22 protein-coding genes are annotated in these 21,422 nt (G+C 71.9%); 10 read left to right on the forward strand and 12 right to left on the reverse strand.

Going from position 1 to position 21,422, the window contains the following annotated elements:
* Positions 1-61: 61 nt before the first annotated feature.
* From GQQ92_RS01465 to xseA, 5 genes are all read right to left on the reverse strand, one after another.
* Positions 62-1,477: a class II fumarate hydratase gene (locus GQQ92_RS01465; protein WP_301294255.1), complete on the reverse strand. Its 1,416-nt coding sequence runs from the start codon at positions 1,475-1,477 to the stop codon at positions 62-64.
* Between the two features lie 77 nt (positions 1,478-1,554).
* A complete protein-coding gene (locus GQQ92_RS01470; RefSeq protein ID WP_197738027.1) occupies positions 1,555-2,208 on the reverse strand; it encodes a carbonic anhydrase in 654 nt (217 codons plus the stop codon).
* Positions 2,209-2,248: 40 nt separating this feature from the next.
* Positions 2,249-2,890, reverse strand: coding sequence for a DUF4245 family protein (locus tag GQQ92_RS01475; RefSeq protein ID WP_156997465.1), 642 nt, complete (start codon positions 2,888-2,890; stop codon positions 2,249-2,251).
* On the reverse strand, positions 2,890-3,123 hold the full coding sequence (locus tag GQQ92_RS01480) for an exodeoxyribonuclease VII small subunit (protein ID WP_308206783.1): 234 nt from the start codon (positions 3,121-3,123) through the stop codon (positions 2,890-2,892). Before GQQ92_RS01480 ends, GQQ92_RS01475 begins: the two co-directional genes overlap by 1 nt.
* 10 nt (positions 3,124-3,133) lie before the next feature.
* Positions 3,134-4,447, reverse strand: a complete 1,314-nt coding sequence (gene xseA, locus GQQ92_RS01485; RefSeq protein ID WP_156997467.1) for an exodeoxyribonuclease VII large subunit — start codon at positions 4,445-4,447, stop codon at positions 3,134-3,136.
* A 167-nt stretch (positions 4,448-4,614) separates the two neighbouring features.
* On the opposite strand from xseA, the gene GQQ92_RS01490 reads away from it, so the two are divergent.
* Positions 4,615-5,655: a 4-hydroxy-3-methylbut-2-enyl diphosphate reductase gene (locus GQQ92_RS01490; RefSeq protein WP_156998113.1), complete on the forward strand. Its 1,041-nt coding sequence runs from the start codon at positions 4,615-4,617 to the stop codon at positions 5,653-5,655.
* A gap of 210 nt (positions 5,656-5,865) precedes the next feature.
* Here the strand turns inward: GQQ92_RS01490 and GQQ92_RS01495 are convergent, their stop codons facing one another.
* Together GQQ92_RS01495 and fbaA are read right to left on the reverse strand one after the other, a co-directional pair.
* A complete protein-coding gene (locus GQQ92_RS01495) occupies positions 5,866-6,510 on the reverse strand; it encodes a DUF6264 family protein (protein WP_156997468.1) in 645 nt (214 codons plus the stop codon).
* A gap of 11 nt (positions 6,511-6,521) precedes the next feature.
* The gene (fbaA, locus tag GQQ92_RS01500) at positions 6,522-7,553 is read right to left on the reverse strand and encodes a class II fructose-bisphosphate aldolase (protein ID WP_156997469.1); all 1,032 of its coding nucleotides are present in this window, start codon (positions 7,551-7,553) and stop codon (positions 6,522-6,524) included.
* 110 nt (positions 7,554-7,663) lie between these two features.
* Between fbaA and GQQ92_RS01505 the strand changes: the two genes are divergently transcribed.
* From GQQ92_RS01505 to GQQ92_RS01515, 3 genes are all read left to right on the forward strand, one after another.
* On the forward strand, positions 7,664-8,710 hold the full coding sequence (locus tag GQQ92_RS01505; RefSeq protein ID WP_197738029.1) for a fructose-bisphosphatase class II: 1,047 nt from the start codon (positions 7,664-7,666) through the stop codon (positions 8,708-8,710).
* A gap of 148 nt (positions 8,711-8,858) precedes the next feature.
* A complete protein-coding gene (gene glpX / locus GQQ92_RS01510) occupies positions 8,859-9,860 on the forward strand; it encodes a class II fructose-bisphosphatase (protein ID WP_372493412.1) in 1,002 nt (333 codons plus the stop codon).
* Between the two features lie 100 nt (positions 9,861-9,960).
* Positions 9,961-10,350 (forward strand): VOC family protein, encoded by a 390-nt coding sequence (locus GQQ92_RS01515; protein ID WP_156997471.1) that lies wholly within the window; start codon positions 9,961-9,963, stop codon positions 10,348-10,350.
* 41 nt (positions 10,351-10,391) lie between these two features.
* Here the strand turns inward: GQQ92_RS01515 and rmuC are convergent, their stop codons facing one another.
* Positions 10,392-11,858, reverse strand: a complete 1,467-nt coding sequence (gene rmuC, locus GQQ92_RS01520; protein WP_156997472.1) for a DNA recombination protein RmuC — start codon at positions 11,856-11,858, stop codon at positions 10,392-10,394.
* A 77-nt stretch (positions 11,859-11,935) separates the two neighbouring features.
* Positions 11,936-12,553, reverse strand: a complete 618-nt coding sequence (locus GQQ92_RS01525; protein WP_156997473.1) for an exonuclease domain-containing protein — start codon at positions 12,551-12,553, stop codon at positions 11,936-11,938.
* Positions 12,554-12,618: 65 nt separating this feature from the next.
* On the opposite strand from GQQ92_RS01525, the gene GQQ92_RS01530 reads away from it, so the two are divergent.
* The 6 genes from GQQ92_RS01530 to ychF all read left to right on the forward strand — a co-directional run bounded on the left by GQQ92_RS01530 (position 12,619) and on the right by ychF (position 19,402).
* A complete protein-coding gene (locus tag GQQ92_RS01530; RefSeq protein WP_156997474.1) occupies positions 12,619-13,401 on the forward strand; it encodes a class I SAM-dependent methyltransferase in 783 nt (260 codons plus the stop codon).
* A 103-nt stretch (positions 13,402-13,504) separates the two neighbouring features.
* Positions 13,505-14,095 (forward strand): TetR/AcrR family transcriptional regulator, encoded by a 591-nt coding sequence (locus GQQ92_RS01535; protein ID WP_197738030.1) that lies wholly within the window; start codon positions 13,505-13,507, stop codon positions 14,093-14,095.
* Positions 14,096-14,097: 2 nt separating this feature from the next.
* Entirely contained in the window at positions 14,098-15,360 is a 1,263-nt protein-coding gene (locus tag GQQ92_RS01540; protein WP_156997476.1) for a nucleotide disphospho-sugar-binding domain-containing protein, read from the forward strand.
* Positions 15,361-15,480: 120 nt separating this feature from the next.
* Complete coding sequence (locus GQQ92_RS01545) at positions 15,481-17,259, forward strand: cell wall-binding repeat-containing protein (protein WP_156997477.1); 1,779 nt, start codon at positions 15,481-15,483, stop codon at positions 17,257-17,259.
* Between the two features lie 121 nt (positions 17,260-17,380).
* Positions 17,381-18,322: a DMT family transporter gene (locus tag GQQ92_RS01550; RefSeq protein WP_156997478.1), complete on the forward strand. Its 942-nt coding sequence runs from the start codon at positions 17,381-17,383 to the stop codon at positions 18,320-18,322.
* A gap of 6 nt (positions 18,323-18,328) precedes the next feature.
* A complete protein-coding gene (ychF, locus tag GQQ92_RS01555) occupies positions 18,329-19,402 on the forward strand; it encodes a redox-regulated ATPase YchF (protein WP_156997479.1) in 1,074 nt (357 codons plus the stop codon).
* A gap of 20 nt (positions 19,403-19,422) precedes the next feature.
* Here ychF and GQQ92_RS01560 read toward each other — a convergent pair whose 3' ends face one another.
* The 3 genes from GQQ92_RS01560 to GQQ92_RS01570 all read right to left on the reverse strand — a co-directional run bounded on the left by GQQ92_RS01560 (position 19,423) and on the right by GQQ92_RS01570 (position 21,399).
* Complete coding sequence (locus GQQ92_RS01560; RefSeq protein WP_156997480.1) at positions 19,423-20,034, reverse strand: hypothetical protein; 612 nt, start codon at positions 20,032-20,034, stop codon at positions 19,423-19,425.
* A 110-nt stretch (positions 20,035-20,144) separates the two neighbouring features.
* The gene (locus tag GQQ92_RS01565; RefSeq protein WP_156997481.1) at positions 20,145-20,960 is read right to left on the reverse strand and encodes a patatin-like phospholipase family protein; all 816 of its coding nucleotides are present in this window, start codon (positions 20,958-20,960) and stop codon (positions 20,145-20,147) included.
* 88 nt (positions 20,961-21,048) lie between these two features.
* The gene (locus GQQ92_RS01570; RefSeq protein ID WP_156997482.1) at positions 21,049-21,399 is read right to left on the reverse strand and encodes a LysR family transcriptional regulator; all 351 of its coding nucleotides are present in this window, start codon (positions 21,397-21,399) and stop codon (positions 21,049-21,051) included.
* Positions 21,400-21,422 lie beyond the last annotated feature (23 nt).

The following is a 21,422-nucleotide window of genomic DNA, read 5'->3' on the forward strand; positions in this document are numbered from 1 at the left end:
AACGCGCGAACGCCCGCCACGAGTGATCGTGGCGGGCGTTCGCGTGCGTCGGGGCTGCGGGCTACTTCGCCTGCGGCGGTCGGGTCATCGAGAGCAGGTCGAGGGCGGTGTCGAGCTGCTCTTCGGTGAGCTCGCCGCGTTCGACGTAGCCGAGGTCGATGACGGCCTCGCGAACCGTCACGCCCTGCTTGACCGAGTGCTTCGCGATCTTCGCGGCGGCCTCGTAGCCGATGAGCTTGTTGAGGGGCGTGACGATCGACGGCGACATGCCCGCGAGCGCCGTGAGCCGGTCGAGGTTCGCCTCGAGCCCGTCGACGGTCTTGTCGGCGAGCACGCGCGACGCGTTCGTGAGGAGTCGGATCGACTCGAGCAGCGCGGTGCCCATGACGGGGATCTGCACGTTGAGCTCGAACGAACCGGACGCGCCGGCCCAGGCGACCGTGGCGTCATTGCCGATGACGCGCGCGGCGACCATGAGCACCGCCTCGGGGATGACCGGGTTGACCTTGCCCGGCATGATCGACGAGCCGGGCTGCAGATCGGGGATGAAGATCTCGCCGAGACCCGTGTTCGGGCCCGAGCCCATCCAGCGCAGGTCGTTGCAGATCTTCGTGAGGCTCACGGCGATGGTGCGCAGCGCGCCCGACGCGTCGACGAGGCCGTCGCGGTTGGCCTGCGCCTCGAAGTGGTCGGCCGCCTCGGTGATCGGCAGTTCGGTGTCGGCCTGGAGCAGCTGGATGACGAGCTGCGGGAAGCCCGCCGGGGTGTTGATGCCGGTACCGACGGCCGTGCCGCCGAGCGGGACCTCGGCGACGCGGGGGAGCGCGGTGCGCACCCGCTCGATGCCGAGGCGGATCTGGCGCGCGTAGCCGCCGAACTCCTGCCCGAGGGTGACGGGGGTCGCGTCCATCAGGTGCGTGCGACCGGACTTGACGACCTCGGCCCAGGCCTCGGCCTTGGCCTCGAGCGCGACGGCGAGGTGGTCGAGCGCCGGGATCAGATCGTCGATGAGCGCCGCCGTGACGGCGATGTGCACCGAGGTCGGGAACACGTCGTTCGAGGACTGCGAGGCGTTGACGTGGTCGTTCGGGTGCACGTCGGCGCCGAGCTTCTGCGTCGCGATCGTCGCGAGGACCTCGTTCATGTTCATGTTCGACGAGGTGCCCGACCCGGTCTGGTACGTGTCGACCGGGAAGTGCTCGACGAAGCCGTGCGTTCCCGCGATGACCTCGTCGGCGGCCTCGACGATGGCCTTCGCGACATCCTGGTCGAGCACGCCGAGCTGCGCGTTGGCCTGCGCGGCCGCCTTCTTGATGCGCGCGAGCGACGCCACCTGGGCGGGCTCGAGGCCGTTGCCCGAGATCGGGAAGTTCTCGACGGCGCGCTGCGTCTGGGCCCGGTACAGAGCGGACGCGGGAACCCGCACCTCGCCCATCGTGTCGTGTTCGATGCGGTAGTCGGCGGTGTTGTCCACCAGGGTGATTCCTTCCGGTTCGCGTGCCCGTGGGTCTCGTGCAGCGGGCGGGGTGGGGAGGGGCGGATGCCTCGGGGGCGTCAGATGCTCCCGACGACGACGTCGGTGTCGACCCGGCCCTCGGAGAGGCGGTAGTTCGCGCCCACGATGGCCAGCGTACCCGCTGCGATCGCGTCGCTGATCATCTCGGACTCCTCGAGGAGCCGCGACACCGTGCCGCGCAGGTGCTCGCGCCCGACGTAGGCGGCGTCGACCGTCGCGGGATCGATGGGGGCGTCCGCGTCGCCGCCGGCGACGCGGCGGACGGACGGGACGATGCTGTCGACGAGGCCGGCGATGTGCGCGGGCAGCGGCTCGGCGTCGGCGGCCTGCGAGTCGATGGCGGCCTTCACCGCGCCGCACGCGTCGTGTCCGAGCACGAGGATGAGGGGCACGTTCAACACCCCGACCGCGTACTCGAGCGAGCCGACCACCGAGGAGGAGATGACCTGGCCGGCGTTGCGGACGACGAACGCGTCGCCGAGGCCGATGTCGAAGATGATCTCGGCCGCGAGTCGGGAGTCGCTGCAGCCGAAGATCGCCACCAGGGGACGCTGCCCCTCGGCGAGGGAGGCGCGGCGGGCGACGTCTTGATGGGGGTGCTCGGGGGTGCCGGCGACGAACCTGCCGTTGCCGCGACGCAGTTCGCGCCACGTGTCGGCCGGGGTGGTGGGACGGGCTGCGGGTTCGGTCACGTCGGCTCCTCGGGTGTGCGGCGTTCGGATGGTTCTTCGGTCACTGCTGGGCGACGATCGTCGGCGTCAGTGCGCGCGCGACGGTCGCGAACTCGGCATCGGTCGCCGTGCCGACCAGCACGAAGATCGTGCTGCCGGACTCGGCGGTCATGCCGTACCGGGCATTGCCGACCTCGTCGCCCGAGTCGCGGTTGTCGTACACCGTCCAGTCGACGCCGTCGATCTGCACCGTGCCGGTCGCGAGCGTGCGGGCGAGCTGCTCGGCCGCCCACGTGGGATTGGCGTCGAGACCCTGGTACACGCCGAGGTACTCGTCGCTCGGCGTGAGGTAGCCCGCGTACCACGCCGTGATGCCGTCGGTCTGGCTGCGCCGGAGCTCGGCCGCGTTGGCGCTCCATCCGTCGGGGAGGTCGAGCACCGCGAGCGGCTCGTCGCTCACGGCCTGCGCCTGCTCGGCGACCGCGGCGACGTCGACGTCGCGCTCGATCGCGTCGTTGCTGCGCGGCACCGCGAGCACGATGACGAGCACCACGGCGAGGCTCGCGATCAACGCGTAGACGAGGTTGCGGGCGGTCTGGCGCTCGCGGTGGTGGCGGGAGTTCTTCGCCTTGCGGGCGGCCGTCTCTTCGGGGGTCTCCGGACGGCCCAGCTCTGCGACGACCGGCGGCGGCTTGGTCGCCATCAGCGGTCTTCGCCGGATGCCGCGGTGCCGGCGCTCGCGCGGGCGGCGTCGAGCCTCGCCTTCGCGCCGACGAGCCATTCCTCGCAGCGTGCGGCCAGGGCCTCGCCCCGCTCCCACAGCGCGAGCGAGTGCTCGAGGGTCGCCGAGCCCTGCTCGAGCTCTGCGACGACCTGGACGAGTTCGTCACGCGCCTGCTCGTAGCTCAGCTCGGAGACATCCGTGGTGGGGGGCATGGGCGACATTCTATTCGGAGGCGCTGACAGGTAGGGCGTCGGCCGCCAGGGCATCGGTCGGGGCGATGCCGTCGGCGTCGATCGGGGCGGGCGCGTGCGGGGTGCTGCCCGCGTCGACCTCGCCCAGCGACCGTGCGCCGATGGTGCCGTCGGCGAGGGTGATGACGAGCCCGGCGCCCTCGGGCGCGCCCTCCGGCCCGCGCACGACGTGGCCGTCGCCGCCCTGCACGATGGCGTAGCCGCGGTCGAGCGTGGCCTGCGGAGAGAGCGCTCGGAGGTGCCCGCGCAGTTCGCCGATGCGCGAGGACTGGCGTTCGACGTGGCGTTCGACCAGCTCGGAGCCGCGGGCGACCCATCGGGTGAGCTCTTCGGCGCGGCGGTCGATGATCCACGTCCCGTCGGCCAGCACCGGACGGGCCCGCAGATGCCCGATGCGGTCGCGTTCGCGGGTGAGGATCGAGGCGAGGCGCATGCCGAGACGGGCGCGCACGCCGTCGACCCGGGCGAGCTCCTCGGTGACGTCGGGGATCACGCGCTTCGCGGCATCCGTCGGGGTGGATGCCCGAAGATCGGCGACCTCGTCGAGCAGCGGCCGGTCGGCCTCGTGCCCGATGGCCGAGACGATCGGCGTGGTCGCCTCGGCGGCGGCGCGCACGACCCGTTCGTCGCTGAACCCGAGCAGGTTCTGGAAGTCGCCGCCGCCGCGCGCGACGATGATGACCTCGACCTCGGGGTCGGCGTCGAGCCGGCGGATCGCCCCGGCCACCTCGGTGGGTGTGCGGTCGCCCTGCACCGCGGCGTACTCGATGCGGAACTCGACCGCCGGCCAGCGCAGCCTAGCGTTTCGCAGCACGTCCTTCTCGGCGTCGCTGTCACGGCCCGTGACGAGCCCGACGACGCCCGGCAGGAACGGCAGCGGGCGCTTGCGCGAGAGCTCGAAGAGCCCCTCGGCCGCGAGTTGCCGGCGCAGCTTCTCGAGGCGTTCGAGCAGATCGCCGATGCCGACGTGCTTCATGTCGAACACCTGCATCGACAGCGAGCCGCCCTTGACCCACCAGCTCGGCTTCACGAGCAGCATGGCGTGGTCGCCCTGCTTGAACTGCTCCGAGAGCTTCGACCGAACCGAGGACCACATCGTGAACGACACGGTGGCGTCGACCTCGAGGTCTTTCAGCTTGCCGTAGACGTTTCCGCCCGAGACGCCCCACTGCGTGATCTCGCCCTCGACCCAGACCATGCCGAGGCGGTCGATCCACTCCTTCAGCTTGCCCGACAGGGTCGAGACCGCCCAGGGCGCTTCTCGCGTCGGCGCGTCTTGCGTCATGGGTACTCCTGTGTCTCGGCGGAGGCGTTCGGCAGAGGGCGTGGGGTCGGGCGGTCGGCCGGATCGGCGGTCGGTCTTCCGTCGGTCGGTCTTCGGTCGGCGGGTGCCCAGCGTGCCCCGCGTAGGATGGACGGGTGACGACCACCACCCCCAAGATCGGCCTCGGTATGCCGCGCGTGCCCGGCCTGCGCGGCCGGCTCAAGGATAACCCCGTCCCCGGACACAAGCGCGTGCTGCTCGCCGCCCCCCGCGGATACTGCGCCGGCGTCGACCGTGCCGTCATCGCCGTCGAGAAGGCGCTCGACCACTACGGGGCGCCCGTCTACGTGCGCAAGCAGATCGTCCACAACATCCACGTGGTCACCGAGCTCGAGGCGAAGGGGGCCGTCTTCGTCGACGAGGTCGACGAGGTCCCGGCCGGCGCGCACATCGTGTTCAGCGCGCACGGCGTCTCGCCCGCGGTCGTGAACGAGGCATCCGATCGCGGACTCCACGCGATCGACGCGACCTGCCCGCTCGTCACCAAGGTGCACCGCGAGGCCGTGCGGTTCGCGCGCGACGACTTCGAGATCTTGCTCATCGGCCACGAGGGCCACGAGGAGGTCGAGGGCACCGCCGGCGAGGCGCCCGACCACGTCACCATCGTGAACAGCCCCGACGACGTGCCGAACATCGACGTGCGCGACCCCGACAAGGTCGTGTGGCTCTCGCAGACGACCCTCTCGGTCGACGAGACCATGGAGACCGTGCGCCGTCTGCGCGAGCGGTTCCCGAACCTCGCCGACCCGCCCAGCGACGACATCTGCTACGCCACCCAGAACCGCCAGGTCGCGATCAAGAAGGTCGCCCAGGACGCCGAACTCGTGATCGTCGTCGGATCGGCGAACTCCTCGAACAGCGTGCGCCTCGTCGAGGTCGCGCTCGAGTACGGCGCGAAGGCCGCGTACCGCGTCGACTACGCCAGCGAGATCCAGCAGGAATGGCTCGACGGCGTCGCGAGCGTCGGCGTCACGAGCGGGGCGTCCGTGCCCGAAGAGCTCGTGACCGAGGTGCTCGAAGCCCTCGCCGACGCCGGCTACACCGACGTCGCCGAGGTGAAGACCGCTGAAGAGGACCTGATGTTCTCGCTCCCGAAGGAGCTGCGAAAGGATCTCGCGGGCAAGCCCGACGCCCGCGCGCTCGGCGGCCGCACCCGCGCCGACGCGTAGTCGCTCCCGCTCCCGCGGGGTCGATCCGTCCAGCAGTCATGGTGTGCGGATGCCGCGAAGCGCGCCTTTCGGATGTCGCGGAGCGTCCGGTGCGGATGCCGCGAAGCGCGCGGTGCGGATGTCGCGAAGCGCGCGATGCGGATGTCGCGGCGCGTGCCTCGCGCCCCATGCCCCATACCGTTGCAGGATTCGCGCGGGCGGCGCGGGAGCTCAGACTCCGGCGGTGCTCAACGAGGTCAGGAAGGCCGGGTCGCTCGCGAACACGAGGAGGCCGACGATCGTGACGACGATGAACGCGGCGACGCCGGCGAGCACCGGGATCCACCACGCGAGCCGCCCCGTGCGCAGGCGGGCGCGCGACCACAGCAGCGCGCCGACCCAAGCGAGCACCTGCAGGGCGACGCCGACCGCGATGACGGCCGGCACGGCGGGGCCGGGCGTGAAGGCCGTCGGCGCGTCGACGCCGAGCATCTCGGAGGACAGTTCGGCGGACTCGAGCGCCGTCGCGGGCAGCTGCACGAGCGTGAGGATGTTGTACACGGCCCCGAACGCGCCGAACACGAGCAGCGCGATGGTCCAGAGCCGGTCGTTCGGCCGCGCGACGGCCGCGCCGGGCGCCGCATTGGGCGCGGCGGGCGCACCGAGAGCACCGGGGGCACCGGGCGGCGGCACGGTGGGGGAGCCGTCGGTCGCGGCATCCGGAACCGCCTTGGGGTCGACCGGCGGCTGCCAGCTCCACCCCTCGGGGGCGTACTCGCCGTAACGCGGACGAGGCCGCTCGTCGATGGGCTGAGCCGGCGGGGGCGAATCCTGCCCCGCGGCTCCGTTCGAGCGAGCGGCCTCGTCATGCGTCATGCGGATGCGCCCTATGCCGAAATCGAGTTGGCGGCGGAACCGAGCTGACGGGTCGACTCGACCACGCGGGCGGCCATGGCCGTCTCGGCGATCTTGCCCCACGCGCGCGGGTCGTACTGCTTCTTGTTGCCGACCCCGCCGTCGACCTTGAGCACGCCGTCGTAGTTCTTGAACATGTAGTCGGCGATGGCGCGGGTGTAGGCGTACTGGGTGTCGGTGTCGATGTTCATCTTCACGACGCCGTTGGCCACGGCCTCGGCGATCTCGGCGTCGGTCGAGCCCGATCCGCCGTGGAAGACGAGGTCGAGCGGCTTCGGACCGGTGCCGTACTTCGCCTGGAGGCCGTCCTGGATGTCCTTCAGCAGCGACGGGCGCAGCTTGACGTTGCCGGGCGCGTAGACGCCGTGCACGTTGCCGAACGTGAGGGCGGCCATGTAGCGGCCCTGCTCGCCGAGGCCGAGCGCCTCGACCGTGGAGATCGCATCGTCGAGGGTCGTGTAGAGCGCCTCGTTCGAGCCCTCGTGCTTGACGCCGTCCTCTTCGCCGCCGACGACGCCGATCTCGACCTCGAGGATCGCGTTGATCGCCTTCATGCGGGGGAGGATCTCTTTCGCGATCTCGAGGTTCTCGTCGAGCGGCACGGCCGAGCCGTCCCACATGTGCGACTGGAAGATCGGGTTGCCGCCGGCCTTGACGGCCTCTTCGGACGCCGCGAGCAGGGGGAACACGAAGTCTTCGAGCGCCGGCTTCGGGCAGTGGTCGGTGTGCAGCGCGACGGTGACGGGGTAGCTCTTCGCGATCTCGTGCGCCGCCGCGGCGAAGGCGAGCGCGCCGGTGGCGCGGGCCTTGACGGTGTGGCCGGCGAAGTAGTCGGCGCCGCCGGTGGTGACCTGGATGATGCCGTCGGAACCGGCCTCGGTGAGGCCCTGCAGCACCGCGTTGAGGGTCTGCGTCGACGAGACGTTGAACGCCGGGAAGGCGAACGCCTTCGCCTTGGCGGTGTCGAGCATCTGTGCGTACTGCTCGGGGGTGGCGATGGGCATGGCGCTCCTTCGGAAGGCAACAGGATTCAAGGGGAAGTCTACCGAGGTCGCGAGGAGTGCTCACGTGCGTTGCACGGCAGCGGATGCCGCGACTGCGCGAAGATGGGTCGGTGACCCCGATCCCCGGCTCCGAGCGGCCGGCAGCCGCACCCGACGAACCGCGTTCCCCGAGCGATGCGGATGCCGCGTCGTGGGCGTCCGACTCCCGGCTGCGGCGCCGACTCGCCGCGGCCGTGCGCGCCGCGGCCGATGCGGCCCGCGAACTCGTGGGCCGCGGCGACGGCGATGCGGTCGACGCGGCCGCGGTGCACGCCCTGCGAACGGCGCTCTCGGGCGTGCCCGCGGACCTCCGCGTCGTCTCGGGCGAGGGCGAGAAGGACGATGCCCCGATGCTGCACCCGGGGGAGCGGTTCGGCACCCGCGAGGGGCCCGCGCTCGATCTCGTCGTCGATCCCGTCGACGGCACTCGGCTCGCGGCATCCGGTCGTGCCGGGGCGATGGCGATCCTCGCGGTCGCGCCGCGCGGCTCGTTCGCCGATCTCGGACCGTCGTTCTACCTGGACAAGCTCGTGCATGCCGCCGCCGACCGGGATGCCGGCCTCGCGCTCGACGCGCCGGTCGCCGAGAACCTGGCACGCCTCGCGGCGGCGCACGGCCGTCCGGTCTCGTCGTTGCGGGTGGCCGTGCAGGTCCGGCCGCGCAACGCCGCGGTCGTCGATGCGGTGCGCGCCGCGGGTGCACGGCTGCACGGATTCGAGCACGGCGACATCGAGCGCGTCGTGCACGCCGTGGCGTCGGGCGGTGCGCTCGATCTGCTGCTCGGCATCGGCGGGGCGCCCGAGGGCCTGCTCGAGGCGGCGATCGTCCGCGCGCACGGCGGCGTCATGCGCGCGCGATTCGCACCGCAGTCCGTCGCGGAGCGCGATCGCGTCGACGTGTTCTCCTCAGGCCGGGGTGCCGAGGGGGCCGTCGCCGCGCTCGCGAGCGACCGCGGCGCGGGGCTCGACGCGCTGTGCGCGGCATCCGCCCTGGTCGTGATCGCTCCGGTGACGCCGTGCGCGCTCGCACCGGTCCGTGCGCCGCTCGTGGTCGTCGACGAGTCGGTCGAGCAGGAGGGCGGGGCTTGCCTCGTGACCGCCGACTTGACGGCGGGTTAAGTTTCGCTGTTCTTTCTGCCTTCGGCGTTCTGGAAACCGGCGATGTTGTCGCGGGCGTGCCTAGGCTGAAGGCGAGCGCGAGCCGCGCCGACGGCCCCGACCGGGGGTGCGTGGGCCGCACGCACCGACACCGGAGGATCACTCGAAGATGATGAGCCAGGACGCCGAGAGTCTGTACCGCCACCCCGACCGCAACATCGCGCTCGAACTCGTGCGGGCGACCGAGGCGGCGGCGATCCGCTCCTACCCGTGGATCGGCAAGGGCGACAAGCTCGGTGCCGACGGCGCCGCGGTCGACGCGATGCGGGCCTTCCTCGGCACGGTGAGCTTCGACGGCGTCGTCGTGATCGGCGAGGGCGAGAAGGACGCCGCCCCCATGCTCTTCAACGGCGAGCGCGTCGGCACCGGGCGCGGCCCCGCCTGCGACATCGCGGTCGATCCGATCGACGGCACCTCGCTCACCGCCGCGGGCCGGCACAACGCGCTCTCGGTCATCGCGGTCGCCGATCGCGGCACCATGCTCGACGCGTCGTCGGTGTTCTACATGGACAAGATCGTGACGGATGCCACGGGCATCGGCGTCGTCGACATCCGCCGCCCGATCGGCGAGAACCTGCGCGCGCTCGCCGCCGCGAAGGGCAAGGACGTGAGCGAGCTGCGCGTCGCCGTGCTGAACCGAGAGCGCCACGAGCAGCTCATCGCCGAGATCCGCGAGGCGGGCGCCGGCACTCGCCTGATGAGCGACGGCGACGTCGCCGGCGGCATCAACGCGGCACGCTACGAGTCGCGCATCGACATGTGCGTCGGCATCGGCGGCAGCCCCGAGGGCATCACCACGGCCTGCGCGATCAAGGCCCTCGGCGGGTTCATGCAGGGCGTCCTCGCGCCGAAGGACGATGCCGAGCGGGCGCGCGGCGAGGCCGCGGGCCTCGACTGCGATCGGGTGTACGAGCTCGACGACCTCGTGCGCGGCGACAACACGTTCTTCGTCGCGACCGGCGTCACCGACGGCGAACTGCTCGAGGGCGTACGCAAGAAGGGGCCGATCGTGCGTACGGAGTCGATCGTGCTGCGCGGCAAGTCGGGCACGATCCGGCGCATCGTCGCCGACCACCTCGTCGAGAAGTGGCTCGTCGACACCGAGGTCTGACGGTCGGGCCTCGTACCTCGGGTGCTGCCCGCCGGTGGCGCCTCGCGGCACTCGACGCAGGGTCGTCGATGTGCAAGGGTGGGCGCGAGCGAGGGGGATCATGGTGCAGTTGGAAGATGCGTTTCCGGGTTTCAGCGTGAGCGACGTCGACGCCGCGCGGGCGTTCTACGGCGGGGTCATCGGGCTCGGGGTCGAGGATTCGATGGGCGGCCTGCGTCTGGCGCTGCCGTCGGGCCAGGGTGTGTTCGTGTACCCGAAGGACGAGCACGAGCCGGCCTCGTTCACGATCCTGAACTTCGTGGTGCCCGACATCGGCGCCGCGGTCGACGACCTGAACGCGGCGGGGGTCGTCACGAAGATCTACGACGAACCGCATTCGTTCGGCACCGACGAGCGCGGAATCGCGTGGGGCTCGAGGAGCGGGCAGGGGCCCGACATCTGCTGGTTCCGCGACCCGGCGGGCAACGTGCTGAGCATCATCGGAGCCTGAGGCGCGCAGGACCGAAGGCGCGCGGCATGGCCGCCCGAAGTTCAGATCGAGCGGATCTCGGGGTCGATGTCTGCGCTGAACCCGGCGTCGACGTCGCCGAGATCGAGTTGCGTGCCGTCGGTCGCGCGAGCTTCGTCATCGCGGGGGCCCGACTCGATCGCGGCGGCGCCTGCGGACGCCGCGGCGGTGAACTCGTAGGCCGTGAGCTCGCGGGGGCTCTCTTCGATGCCCTCGAGCTGCGCGAGCACCTTGGTCTCGTCGAGTGCCTTGAGCTTGCGGGCGGTGGGCATGACCCGGGTCTCGAGTGAACCGACGAAGGCGTTGTAGTCCTTGACGGTGCGTTCGATGGTGCGACCGAGCTTCTCGATCTGGCCTGCGGTGACCGACAGACGCGTGTAGAGCTCGCGACTGAGGTCGAAGAGGGTCTTCGCTTCTTTTGTGAGGACGTCCTGCTGCCAGCTGAACGCGACCGTCTTCAGCACCGACCACAGGGTGACGGGGGAGGCCAGTGCGACGCGCTTCGAGAAGGCGTAGTCGAGGAGCGCCGGGTCGGTCTCGAGTGCGCTCGAGACGAGCGACTCGCTCGGGATGAACGCGATGACCATCTCGGGTGAGGCGTTGAGCCCGTTCCAGTACGTCTTGCCGCCGAGTGCGGTGATGTGGTCGCGCACGGCCTTGACGTGCTGCTTCATGAGGCTCTCGCGACGCGCAGCGAGGTCTCCGCCCGCCGTCGCCGGGATCTGGCTGGCCTCGAGGTAAGCGTTGAAGGGCACCTTCGCGTCGACGGCGATGTTCTTGCCGCCCGGCAGGTGGATGACCATGTCGGGGCGACCGGCACCCGAGTCGGAGGTGATCGACGCCTGCGTGTCGAAGTCGACGCGCTCGAGCAGGCCGGCGGCCTCGACGACGCTGCGCAACTGGGTCTCGCCCCAGACACCGCGCGTGCTGTTGGAACGGAGCGCCGACGCCAGGGTTTCGGCGGTGGACCGCAGGCGCTCCTCGTTCTCGGCCGCGATCTTCAGCTGCTGGCTCAGTTCGCCGTGCTGCCGGTGGCGCTGCGTCTCGAGCTCGGTGACCTTCGCCTGCATCTCGGTGATCGTCTGCTTGACGGGCGCGAGCGCCTGGAGCACCTTGCTGTCTGCGGCCTCGCGCGCCTCGCGCTGCTGCTGCTCGGAGCGCTGGCGCTCGACGATCTCGCGGTACTGCGCGCGCGCCGAATCGATCTGCTCGCGCAGGCCCACGGTCGTGGCCTGCACCGCCGCCAGCTCTGCGCGGAGCTCGGCCTGCACCGCCTGCTCCTCGGAACGGATGCGGGCCTGTTCGGCCGAGCCGTCGGCCTGCAGCGCCGCCACGACCGCCTGATGCCGCGCCTCGACGAGCGCGGGATCTTCGACGGCGACGAGGTCGGCCGAGGCGTCGTTCGAGCGCCTCGAGACGAGGAACCAGGTGGCGAGCGCACCGAGCGCGATGCCGACGACGAGGCCGATGACCAGCAGCAGGATCTCCATGCGAGCAAGTGTCGCAGGGGCCTCCGACATCGTCCGTCAGGCGACGCGGCGAGGGGGCGAGGACGCCGCCGCCGGCGCTACTGGAGCGCCATGGGGCCGTGGGCGGCGGCGCGCTCCGTCACGGCCGTGCGGCCGATGGCCCCGAACGACACCCGTGTGACGTGCGCGAGGCGGTCGAGGTCGTCGACGTCGTGCCTGCGAGCCGCGTGCACCATGATCGCGGCGCACGCCTCGGCGTCGGCGAGCGCATCGTGGTGCGAGAAGTCCTCGAAGCCGGCGGCCATCGCGGCCACGGGCAGGCGGTACGACTCGAGGTGGTACGTCTTGCGGGCGACCTGCAGGCTGCAGAGCGACCGGTGATTCGGCACCTCGAGCTCGAAGGCGGCGGTGGTCTGCTCGATGACGCGCAGGTCGAATCCGGCGTTGTGCGCGACGAGCACGTCGCCGCCCGCGAAATCGCGGAAGACCGGGAGCAGGGCGGCCCAATCGGCGGCGTCGGCCACCATGTCGCGCGTGATGCCGTGCACGCGCACGTTCCACTCCGAGAACTCGTCGTGGGGGAACGGCGGGCGGATGTACCGGTGCAGCCGATCGACGACGGCGCCGTCGCGCACCTTCACGAGGCCGATCGAGCAGGCCGAAGCGCTCGACGGGTTGGCGGTCTCGAAGTCGATCGCGGTGAAGTCCACTGGCACGCAGGCATCGTGCCACGACCCGCAGACGCTTGACGGATGCCTCGCCGCGGGCGTGGAATGAGCGCATGTCCGAGTCGCCCGTTCCCGCGCCGCCGCTCGGCGATCCGTCGGCCCCGAGCACGATCGAGGCGGCGAGGTCGTTCGGCGCCGCGGCATCCGTCTACCATCGGGCCCGCCCGGGGTATCCGTCCGAGGCGGTCGCCTGGCTCATCGGGGATGCGCTCGACGTGCTCGACCTCGGCGCGGGCACGGGCAAGCTGACCGAGGCGCTCGTGGCGCTCGACCGCGACGTGATCGCCGTCGACCCGGTCGAGGAGATGCTCGACGAGCTCGAGCTCTCGGTTCCGGCCGTGCCGCGCATCCTCGGCACGGCGGAGGAGATCCCGATCGAGGACGACTCGTTCGACGCCGTCGTCGCCGGGCAGGCGTGGCACTGGTTCGAGCCGCACCGTGCGGTGCCCGAGATCGCGCGCGTGCTGCGTCCCGGCGGCGTGCTCGGGCTCGTGTGGAACAGCCGCGACCTGCGTGCCGAGTGGCTGCGCGAGGCGGGGGAGATCATGCACGAGCGACATGACGCCAGCGCGACCTTCGAGGCCTACGTGCGCATCGGCGCCCCGTTCGGCGCGGTCGAGGAGCACACGGTCGAATGGGTCGAGCGGATGTCGCGCGAGCGGTTCCTCGAACTCGTGCGCTCGCGGAGTCTTTTCATCACCGCTGCGCCCGCCGAGCAGGCGGCCACCCTCGCCGCGCTCGGCGCACTCCTGGACACGCATCCGGATGTCGCGGGCGCGGCCGATCTCGCGGTGCCGTACGTGACCCGGTGCTTCCGGGCGCGGCTGGAAGCCTGACCTCAGCACCGCGCTGCGAGGCGATCGGGCGTCGGCTCGAGTCATTTGCATGCCGTTCAAGTTTTCACTTGACCATGCATCAAAACCCGAGGATGCTTCGGGTATGGCGCAGTCGGCTCGCGAGTACGACATGACGGCGCGGTCGGCGGCCGCGGTGCGCACTCGCGAGCGCATCCTCCGTGCGGCCGGCGCGCGCTTCGCGGACGCGCACTACGACGACGTGACCCTCGCCGGCGTCGCCGAGGCGGCCGGGGTGACGGTGCAGACGGTGTTCAACCACTTCGGCTCGAAGGAGGGCCTGCTCACCGCCGCGATCGGCCATTTCGCCGACGAAGTGGTCGACCTGCGCGGCGACGTCGCGCCGGGCGACGTCGACGGGGCGGTCGAGGCGCTCATGCGGCACTACGAGATGTTCGGCGACGGCAACTGGCGCACGGTCGCCGACGCCGATCGCCAACCCGTGCTCCACTCGCTGCTCGAGCACGCGCGCGGCGAGCATCGGCGCTGGCTGGCAACGGTCTTCGAGCCGCGGCTCGCGGCCGATGAGGCCGGGCGCGACCAGGCCGTCACGGCGCTGTACGCCGCCACCGACGTCGGCACCTGGAAGCTGCTGCGCCGCGACCTGGGCTGTTCCGCCGAGCAGACCCGTGCCGTGCTGAGCCGGCTGATCGTCGGCATCCTCGAGAAGGAGTGATCATGCGATACCTGCTCGCCGTGTGGGACGGCGGCGGCGCGACGCCGCCGAACCTCGGCATCGCCCGATTGCTCGTCGACCGCGGCCACGAGGTCGTCGTCTACGGCGACCCGACCCTCGCAGACGCGATCGCCGCCACGGGTGCCGAGCACCGCATCTGGCCGACCGCTCCGCAGCGGATGTCGACCGCCCTCGACGACGACGTGCTGAAGGACTGGGAGTGCCGCACGCAACTCGCCGCGTTGACCCGGGTGCGCGATCGCCTCATGACGGGCCCGGCCGCCCGCTTCGCCGCAGACGTCGCGGCTGCGCTCGACGCCGAGCCGTTCGACGCGGTCCTCGCCGACGGCCTGCTCCTCGGCGCTCTCGTCGGGGCGGAGGCGCGCGGCATCCCGACCGCGGCGCTCGTCGGGAGCGTGTACCTGCAGCCCTCGCGCACGCGCCCGCCGTTCGGCCTCGGGCTCGCGCCGGCGCACAACGCGCTGGGCCGGGCGCGCGATCGCGCGGCCTACGCGCTCATGACCGCGGCCGCCGGTGCCGGGATGGGCCCGGTCAACGCTGCCCGTGCCGAGCACGGCCTCGCACCGGTCCGCAACCCCCGCGAGCAGTGGGATCGCGCCGACCGTGTGCTCGTCCTCACCGGCTCGGCGTTCGACGACCCGCCGCCCGACGCGCCGAACACGCGGTACGTCGGCCCCGTGCTCGAGGACATCCCCGCGGAGGGATCGATCGAGCTGCCCCCGGGCGACGCGCCGCTCGTGGTGGTCGGGCTCTCGAGCTCGTACATGAAGCAGGCCGACCTGCTCAACCGGATCTCCCGCGCGCTCGCGTCGCTGCCCGTGCGCGCGGTGATCACCACCGGCCCCGCGATCGATCCCGACGAGATCCCGACCTCGAAGAACGTCGTCGTCGTGCAGTCGGCGTCCCACGCCGAGCTGATCCCGAAGGCCGCGCTCGTCATCACCCACGCCGGGCACGGCACGCTCATCAAGGCGCTCACCGCGGGGGTTCCCGCGCTCTGCATCCCGCTCGGACGCGACCAGCCCGAGAACGCCGCACGCGCGGCCCGCCACGGCGTCGCCGGAGTGCTCCCGAAGGGGGCGGATGCCGACGCGATCGCGACGGCCGTGCTCGACATGCTGCTGGAGCCCTCGTACCGCGACGCGGCCGTCGACCTCGGCGGGCGCATCCGCGCGGAGATCGCGTCGGGCGTGCTCGCGAGCGAACTCGAGGCACTGCCGGGCCTTCGTCGCCGCGCCTCCTGAACCACGACGCGGGGCACGCCGCCCTGTGCCGGAGCGCACCCGCCACGTACACTGCGAGGAGCGATGCCGTTGCTCCGGGGGGAGCGTGAGACGGCGTCCAGGGGGGGGGAAGGCGTCAACATGCGTCGAATCGCACTCGCAGTCCAGGCGGCGGCACTGACCGCGGCGCTCGTGGCCGGATGGGGGTGGTCCGAGGCGGCCGTCGCGGCGGACCCGACCACGGCGACCGGCGGACTCGCGGCGGTCGTGGCATCCGATCCTCCGTCCACGTCAGAGGCGCCGGGCGGGGCGCAGACCGAGGGCACCGCCGCCGAGGAGCCCCCGGGCGCCGGCCCGGAGACCGAGGCGCCCGCGACCGAGGTTCCCGCGACGGAGGCTCCCGCGACGGAGGCTCCCGCGACGGAGGCTCCCGAAACGGAGGCTCCCGCCACCGAGGCGCCCGCCACCGAGGCCCCCGAGACAGAAGCGCCCGAGACGCCCGCCCCGACGAAGGCCCCGGCCTCGAGATCGGCGGTGCCCGAGGCATCCGTCGCCCCCTTGGACAGCGCCAAGGCCGGGAGCGCCATCGCACCGTTCGCGGACGGCGCCGTGCGATTGTCGGGCGCAGACCGCTACGGCACCGCGCTGGCCGTCTCCGGGCGGTACTCGCCGGGCGTGCCCGTCGTCTACGTCGTGACGGGTGCCGACTTCCCCGACGCCCTCTCGGCGGCGTCGGCCGCGGCGAGCGTCGGCGGCCCCGTGCTGCTCACCCCGGGGGGCGCGCTGCTTCCCGCCGTTTCCGCCGAGATCGTGCGGTTGAAGCCCGCGCGCATCGTCGTCGTCGGCGGCGAGGCGATCCTGTCCTCCGCCGTCTTCTCCGCGCTCCAGAAGCTGGCGCCCAGCGTCGTGCGGCTCAGCGGAGCGAACCGCTACGACACGTCGGCGCGCGTCGTGGCCGACGCCTTCCGGGCCGCCTCCGAGGCGTTCATCGCCACGGGGCGGAGCTATCCGGACGCGCTCGCCGCCTCGGCCGCCGCCGGTGCCGACGGCATCCCGGTGCTGCTCGTCGACGGGGCCGCGGGCGCGGCGTCGACGACGGCCGTCTCCACGCTGCGCGCGCTCGGTGTCAAGACCGTCCGCATCGCCGGCGGCACCGCCGTGGTGAGCAGCGCGACCGCGTCGGCGTTCGCCAGGGCCGGCTTCTCCGTGGTGCGCCACGCGGGACCCGATCGCTACCTGACCGCGGAGGCGGTGAACGACGCGATCTTCGGGAGCATGGACACGCCCGCCGTGTTCCTCGCGACCGGCAACGGCTTCGCCGACGCGCTCGCCGGCTCGGCGCTCGCGGGCGCGACCGGCGCACCCCTGTACCTGTCGCAGACGGCCTGCATCCCGCCGCTCATCGAGTCGGCGATCCGCACCCACGAGCCGTCGACCCGCGTGGTCCTCGGCGGCACCGGCGCGCTGCGGGCCCCCGTCGCCGCGGGAACGCCGTGCGTGCTCGCCTGGGCGAAGCCGGCGAACGGGAGGATCACGGACAACTTCGGCCCGCGGGATCCGATCTGCACCCCGGGCGGGTGCACCGGATCGTTCCATCGCGGCGTCGACCTCGGCACCGGATGCCGGGCGAACGTGGTGGCCGCGGCATCCGGACGCGTCACGATCGCCGGACCCTACGGCACCTACGGCAACTTCATCAAGATCGACCACGGCACGGGCACCGACACCGCCTACGCGCATCTCGTCGACGGCGGCGTGCTCGTGAAGGTCGGGCAGCTGGTGACCAAGGGGCAGCGCATCGGACTGTCCGGAACGACCGGCGCGTCGACCGGCTGCCACCTGCATTTCGAGGTCTACCGGAACGGCTCCCAGGTCGATCCGGTCCCGTTCCTGGAGGTGCGCGGCATCCGGCTCGGGTGAGCGAACACGACCCCCTCGGCGCCCGTCGCGGACCGGCCGGCCGAACCGCGTGTTTCCGCAGGTCAGCCTGCCGAAACGGCTCTCGGCGACCACTCAGGAATCCACGCCCTAGAATTCCTCGGTGCCACGACGTCGGACCGTCTTCCTCCTCGCGCTCGCCAACCTGTTCTGGGCGGGCAACTTCGTGTTCTCGGCGATCCTGTCGGAGCAGGTCGATCCGGTCTCGTTGACGTTCTGGCGGTGGTCGCTCGCGGCTCTGCCGCTGCTCGCCATCGCGTGGCTCATCGAGCGTCCCGACTGGCGGGCGGCCGCCCGCGAGTGGCGGTGGCACCTCGTGCAGTCCGTGTTCGGGCTCACCGGATACGCCCTGCTGCTCTACGCCGGGATCGGGCAGACCGGCTCGGTCACGGCATCCGTCATCAGCGCGATCAACCCGGCCACCATCGCGCTCGCCGCGGCCGTCTTCCTGGGCGATCGGATGTCGCGCACGCAGGTCGTGGGCATCGTGCTCGCGTTCGTCGGGGTGGCCGTCGTGCTGACGGGCGGCAACCCGGTCGCGGCGTTCGCGCAGGGGTTCGGCGTGGGCGACCTGCTCGTGCTCGGCGCCGTGGTGGCGTGGACGGTCTACTCGATCATCGCCCGCCGCCTCACGACGCCGCCGATCACGGCGACCGCGTTGCAGGCCGTGTTCGCGACGCTCACGATGCTGCCGGTGATCGCGTTCACCGGGCTCACGATGCCGGCCGACGTGGGCGGCACGCTCGCGATCGCCTACATCGTGCTGCTGCCGACGGTCGCCGGCTACGCGCTCTGGAACGCCGGCTCGGTGAGCCTCGGCCCGGCCCGCGCCGGTGTGTTCCTCAACCTGCTGCCGGTGTTCACGGTGATCATCGCGCTGCTGCTCGGCCGCCCGATCGACCCGGCCGCGATCGTGGGCGGTGCGGTCGTGCTCGTGGGCGTGTACCTCACCGTGCGCGTGCGGCGCACGACGGCCGTGCCGGTCGAGCCCGTGATCGACACCGGGCTGCTCGATCTGCCGCGAGGCGATGCACCGGTACGATAGACCCCCGTGGCTCTCACTATCGGAATCGTCGGTCTCCCGAACGTCGGCAAGTCGACGCTCTTCAACGCCCTCACCAAGAACCAGGTGCTCGCGGCGAACTACCCCTTCGCGACGATCGAGCCCAACGTGGGCGTCGTCAACCTGCCCGATCCGCGTCTCGACGTGCTCGCCGGCATCTTCGGCTCCGAGCGCATCCTGCCCGCCGCGGTGTCGTTCGTCGACATCGCCGGCATCGTGCGCGGTGCGTCCGAGGGCGAGGGCCTCGGCAACAAGTTCCTCGCTAACATCCGCGAGGCCGACGCGATCGCGCAGGTCGTGCGCGGCTTCGAGGACTCCGACGTCGTGCACGTCGATGGCGCCGTCGACCCGAAGTCCGACATGGAGACCATCAACACCGAGCTGATCCTCGCCGACCTCGAGACCCTCGAACGCGCCATCCCGCGCTTCGAGAAGGAGATCAAGGGCAAGAAGCTCGACCCCTCGGTGCTCGACGCGGCGAAGGCGGCCCAAGAGGCGCTGCAGAAGGGCACGCCCCTCTCCGCGGCATCCGTCGACCTCTCGCCCGTCAAAGAGCTCGGCCTGCTCACCGCGAAGCCGTTCATCTACGTCTTCAACGTCGACGAGGCCGTGCTGACCGACGACGCGAAGAAGGCCGAGCTCGCAGCGCTCGTCGCGCCCGCCGAGGCCGTGTTCCTCGACGCGAAGATCGAGTCCGAGCTCATCGACCTCGACCCCGCGGATGCCGCGGAACTGCTCGCCTCGACCGGGCAGGACGAATCGGGCCTCGACCAGCTCGCCCGCATCGGCTTCGACACGCTCGGCCTGCAGACCTACCTCACGGCGGGCCCCAAGGAATCACGTGCGTGGACGATCCGCAAGGGCGACAAGGCCCCGCAGGCCGCCGGCGTGATCCACACCGACTTCGAGCGCGGCTTCATCAAGGCGGAGGTCATCTCGTTCGAGGACCTCGTCGAGACCGGCTCGGTCGCCGAGGCCCGCGCCAAGGGCAAGGCCCGCATGGAGGGCAAGGACTACGTCATGCAGGACGGCGACGTCGTGGAGTTCCGCTTCAACGTCTGAGGCACGGCCGCCCGCGGTCGTCAGACCCCGGTGCCGGTCGTGTCCAGGCCGTCGGCCGCGCGGGGGCGTTCCGTACGACGGGTCGACTCCGCGCCCGACGGCTCCGTGGGTTCCGGTGCTTCGCGGACGGATGCCTCGGTGTGCGCATCGTCGACGTGCTCCGCGCCCGCGGGCTCCGCACGCCGCTCGGCGGGCTGATCGACAGGACGCTCGGTTGCGACGGCCGTCTCGCGACGTTCGTCCGCGGTCGCCGTATCGGGATCGATGTCCGCGGCGTGCCGTGCGTGCTCCTGCGCCTGCTCACGCAGCTCCGCGGCACGATCGGCGCGCTCGGCGCCCTGGTTGGCGAGGCGATCGGCCTCGAGTCGGGCGCGCTCCGCGTCGGCCTCTGCCTGCGCGGCGTTCGACTGGGCGGTCAGTCGGTCCGCCTCGGCCTGCGCGGCCGCGGCCGCCTGCTCGCGTGCGTCCCGTTCCGTCGCCTCGGCTTTCGCCCGCAGCTCGGCGGAACGCCGGCGGTCGGCCTCGAGCTTGTGCTGCGCCCGGCGTCGTGACGAGACCATGACCGCGACGATCACGATGACGGCGATCACGACGACCGCGACGATGATCCAGATCCAGATGCCCGTGTCCATGATGAGACCAGCCTTTCTCGGGTTCCGGGCCATTCAACCGTCGAGGACGGGGATCGTCACGGGGTTGCGGCGCGCCTGCATCTCTGGCATGGACGCGCTCGGGCGGAACCTCAGTCGGCGGCGGCGAACCCGGCCGGCTCGGGCGCGGCCTGCTTGAGCGCCGCGGCGTCGAGCGCCGCCGCATCGAGTGCGACCGCCGCGGCCCGGCGCCCCTCGGCGATGAGACGCGGGGCGTCGACCATGCTCCACTGCGCCATGCGCTCCATCTCGGGCTGGATCAGCACGACCGAGGGGTCGTCGACGAGGTCGGCCGTGCGGTTGACGGTGCGCATCATGCGCACGTTCTCGAACTTGGCGTGCAGGCGCACCACGATCACGCGCGTCGCGCCGAGCTCGCGGGCGGCGGCGACGGGCACGTTGTCGATCATGCCGCCGTCGGCGAACCACGAGCCCTCGCGGCGCACGGGCGGGAGGATGCCGGGGACGGCGATCGTCGAGCGGAGCGCGATGCTCAGCGGCCCGCGGTCGATCGTCACCGCGCGGCGGCGGCGGAGGTCGGTGGCGACGGCGCCGAAGCCGCGGGGGAGCTCCTCGATGAGCGGGTCGAAGCCGATCACGCGGTGGATGGCGTCGCCGATCGCGCGGGTGTCGAGCAGACCGAGTCGCGGGGCGAACGACCAGCGCGCGATGTCGCTCCACCGGAATGCGAGCACGGCCCGCTCGATCTGCTCGGCGTCGAATCCGGCGGCGTGGGCCGCGGCGACGATCGCCCCCGAGCTGGTGCCCACGGCAAGGCCCGGGCGGATGCCTCGTGCCTCGAGTTCGAGCAGTACGCCCACGTGCGCCGCCCCGAACGCGGCGCCCCCGCTCAGCGAGAGTCCGAGGGTGCGATCGTCGTTCGAATCGGCCGCACGCTGGATCTGCATGCTCGAACGCTATCGCGCGCTGATTCGGACTCTCTGGGGGCTCACGGTGAGAACGCTGGGAGCGAGCATGACGCGGGGTGGGAGCCGGTCAGCGCCCCTGCCGCTTCTTGTAGGGCTTCGGCTGGCCCTTCACGATGGGCGCACGGCCCTTGCCCTTCGACGCCTTCGCCTTGCCGCCCGCCGGCACGGCCGGCCTGGACGCAGGAGAAGGGGACTCGGCGATGCGGCGGTGCGCTTCGTCGAGCAGCAGCGCACCGGCCTCGGTCAGCCCCCAGCCCGCCTTGGCGCGGGAGAAGATCGGCTGCCCGACCTCGGCCTCGAGCGCGTCGATGCTCGAGTAGAACGAGGCGAGCGGGATGCCGGTGGCCTCGGCGGCGCGCGGCACGTGCAGGTCGGCATCGACGATGGCGACGAAGCGCTGCAGGTGCGCGAGCTTCACGGAGGGCCTTTCGTCTGCGCGGC

This window comes from Agromyces terreus (genome assembly GCF_009749465.1).
GTDB lineage: Bacteria > Actinomycetota > Actinomycetes > Actinomycetales > Microbacteriaceae > Agromyces > Agromyces terreus.

Coding starts and splice junctions, on each gene's coding strand:
- GQQ92_RS01475 (WP_156997465.1), bottom strand. CDS start 2,890: ATGGCGACCAAGCCGCCGCCGGTCGTCGCAGAGCTGGGCCGTCCGGAG.
- GQQ92_RS01480 (WP_308206783.1), bottom strand. CDS start 3,123: ATGCCCCCCACCACGGATGTCTCCGAGCTGAGCTACGAGCAGGCGCGT.
- xseA (WP_156997467.1), bottom strand. CDS start 4,447: ATGACGCAAGACGCGCCGACGCGAGAAGCGCCCTGGGCGGTCTCGACC.
- GQQ92_RS01490 (WP_156998113.1), top strand. CDS start 4,615: ATGCCGCGCGTGCCCGGCCTGCGCGGCCGGCTCAAGGATAACCCCGTC.
- GQQ92_RS01495 (WP_156997468.1), bottom strand. CDS start 6,510: ATGACGCATGACGAGGCCGCTCGCTCGAACGGAGCCGCGGGGCAGGAT.
- fbaA (WP_156997469.1), bottom strand. CDS start 7,553: ATGCCCATCGCCACCCCCGAGCAGTACGCACAGATGCTCGACACCGCC.
- glpX (WP_372493412.1), top strand. CDS start 8,859: ATGATGAGCCAGGACGCCGAGAGTCTGTACCGCCACCCCGACCGCAAC.
- GQQ92_RS01515 (WP_156997471.1), top strand. CDS start 9,961: ATGGTGCAGTTGGAAGATGCGTTTCCGGGTTTCAGCGTGAGCGACGTC.
- rmuC (WP_156997472.1), bottom strand. CDS start 11,858: ATGGAGATCCTGCTGCTGGTCATCGGCCTCGTCGTCGGCATCGCGCTC.
- GQQ92_RS01530 (WP_156997474.1), top strand. CDS start 12,619: ATGTCCGAGTCGCCCGTTCCCGCGCCGCCGCTCGGCGATCCGTCGGCC.
- GQQ92_RS01535 (WP_197738030.1), top strand. CDS start 13,505: ATGGCGCAGTCGGCTCGCGAGTACGACATGACGGCGCGGTCGGCGGCC.
- GQQ92_RS01540 (WP_156997476.1), top strand. CDS start 14,098: ATGCGATACCTGCTCGCCGTGTGGGACGGCGGCGGCGCGACGCCGCCG.
- GQQ92_RS01545 (WP_156997477.1), top strand. CDS start 15,481: ATGCGTCGAATCGCACTCGCAGTCCAGGCGGCGGCACTGACCGCGGCG.
- GQQ92_RS01560 (WP_156997480.1), bottom strand. CDS start 20,034: ATGGACACGGGCATCTGGATCTGGATCATCGTCGCGGTCGTCGTGATC.
- GQQ92_RS01565 (WP_156997481.1), bottom strand. CDS start 20,960: ATGCAGATCCAGCGTGCGGCCGATTCGAACGACGATCGCACCCTCGGA.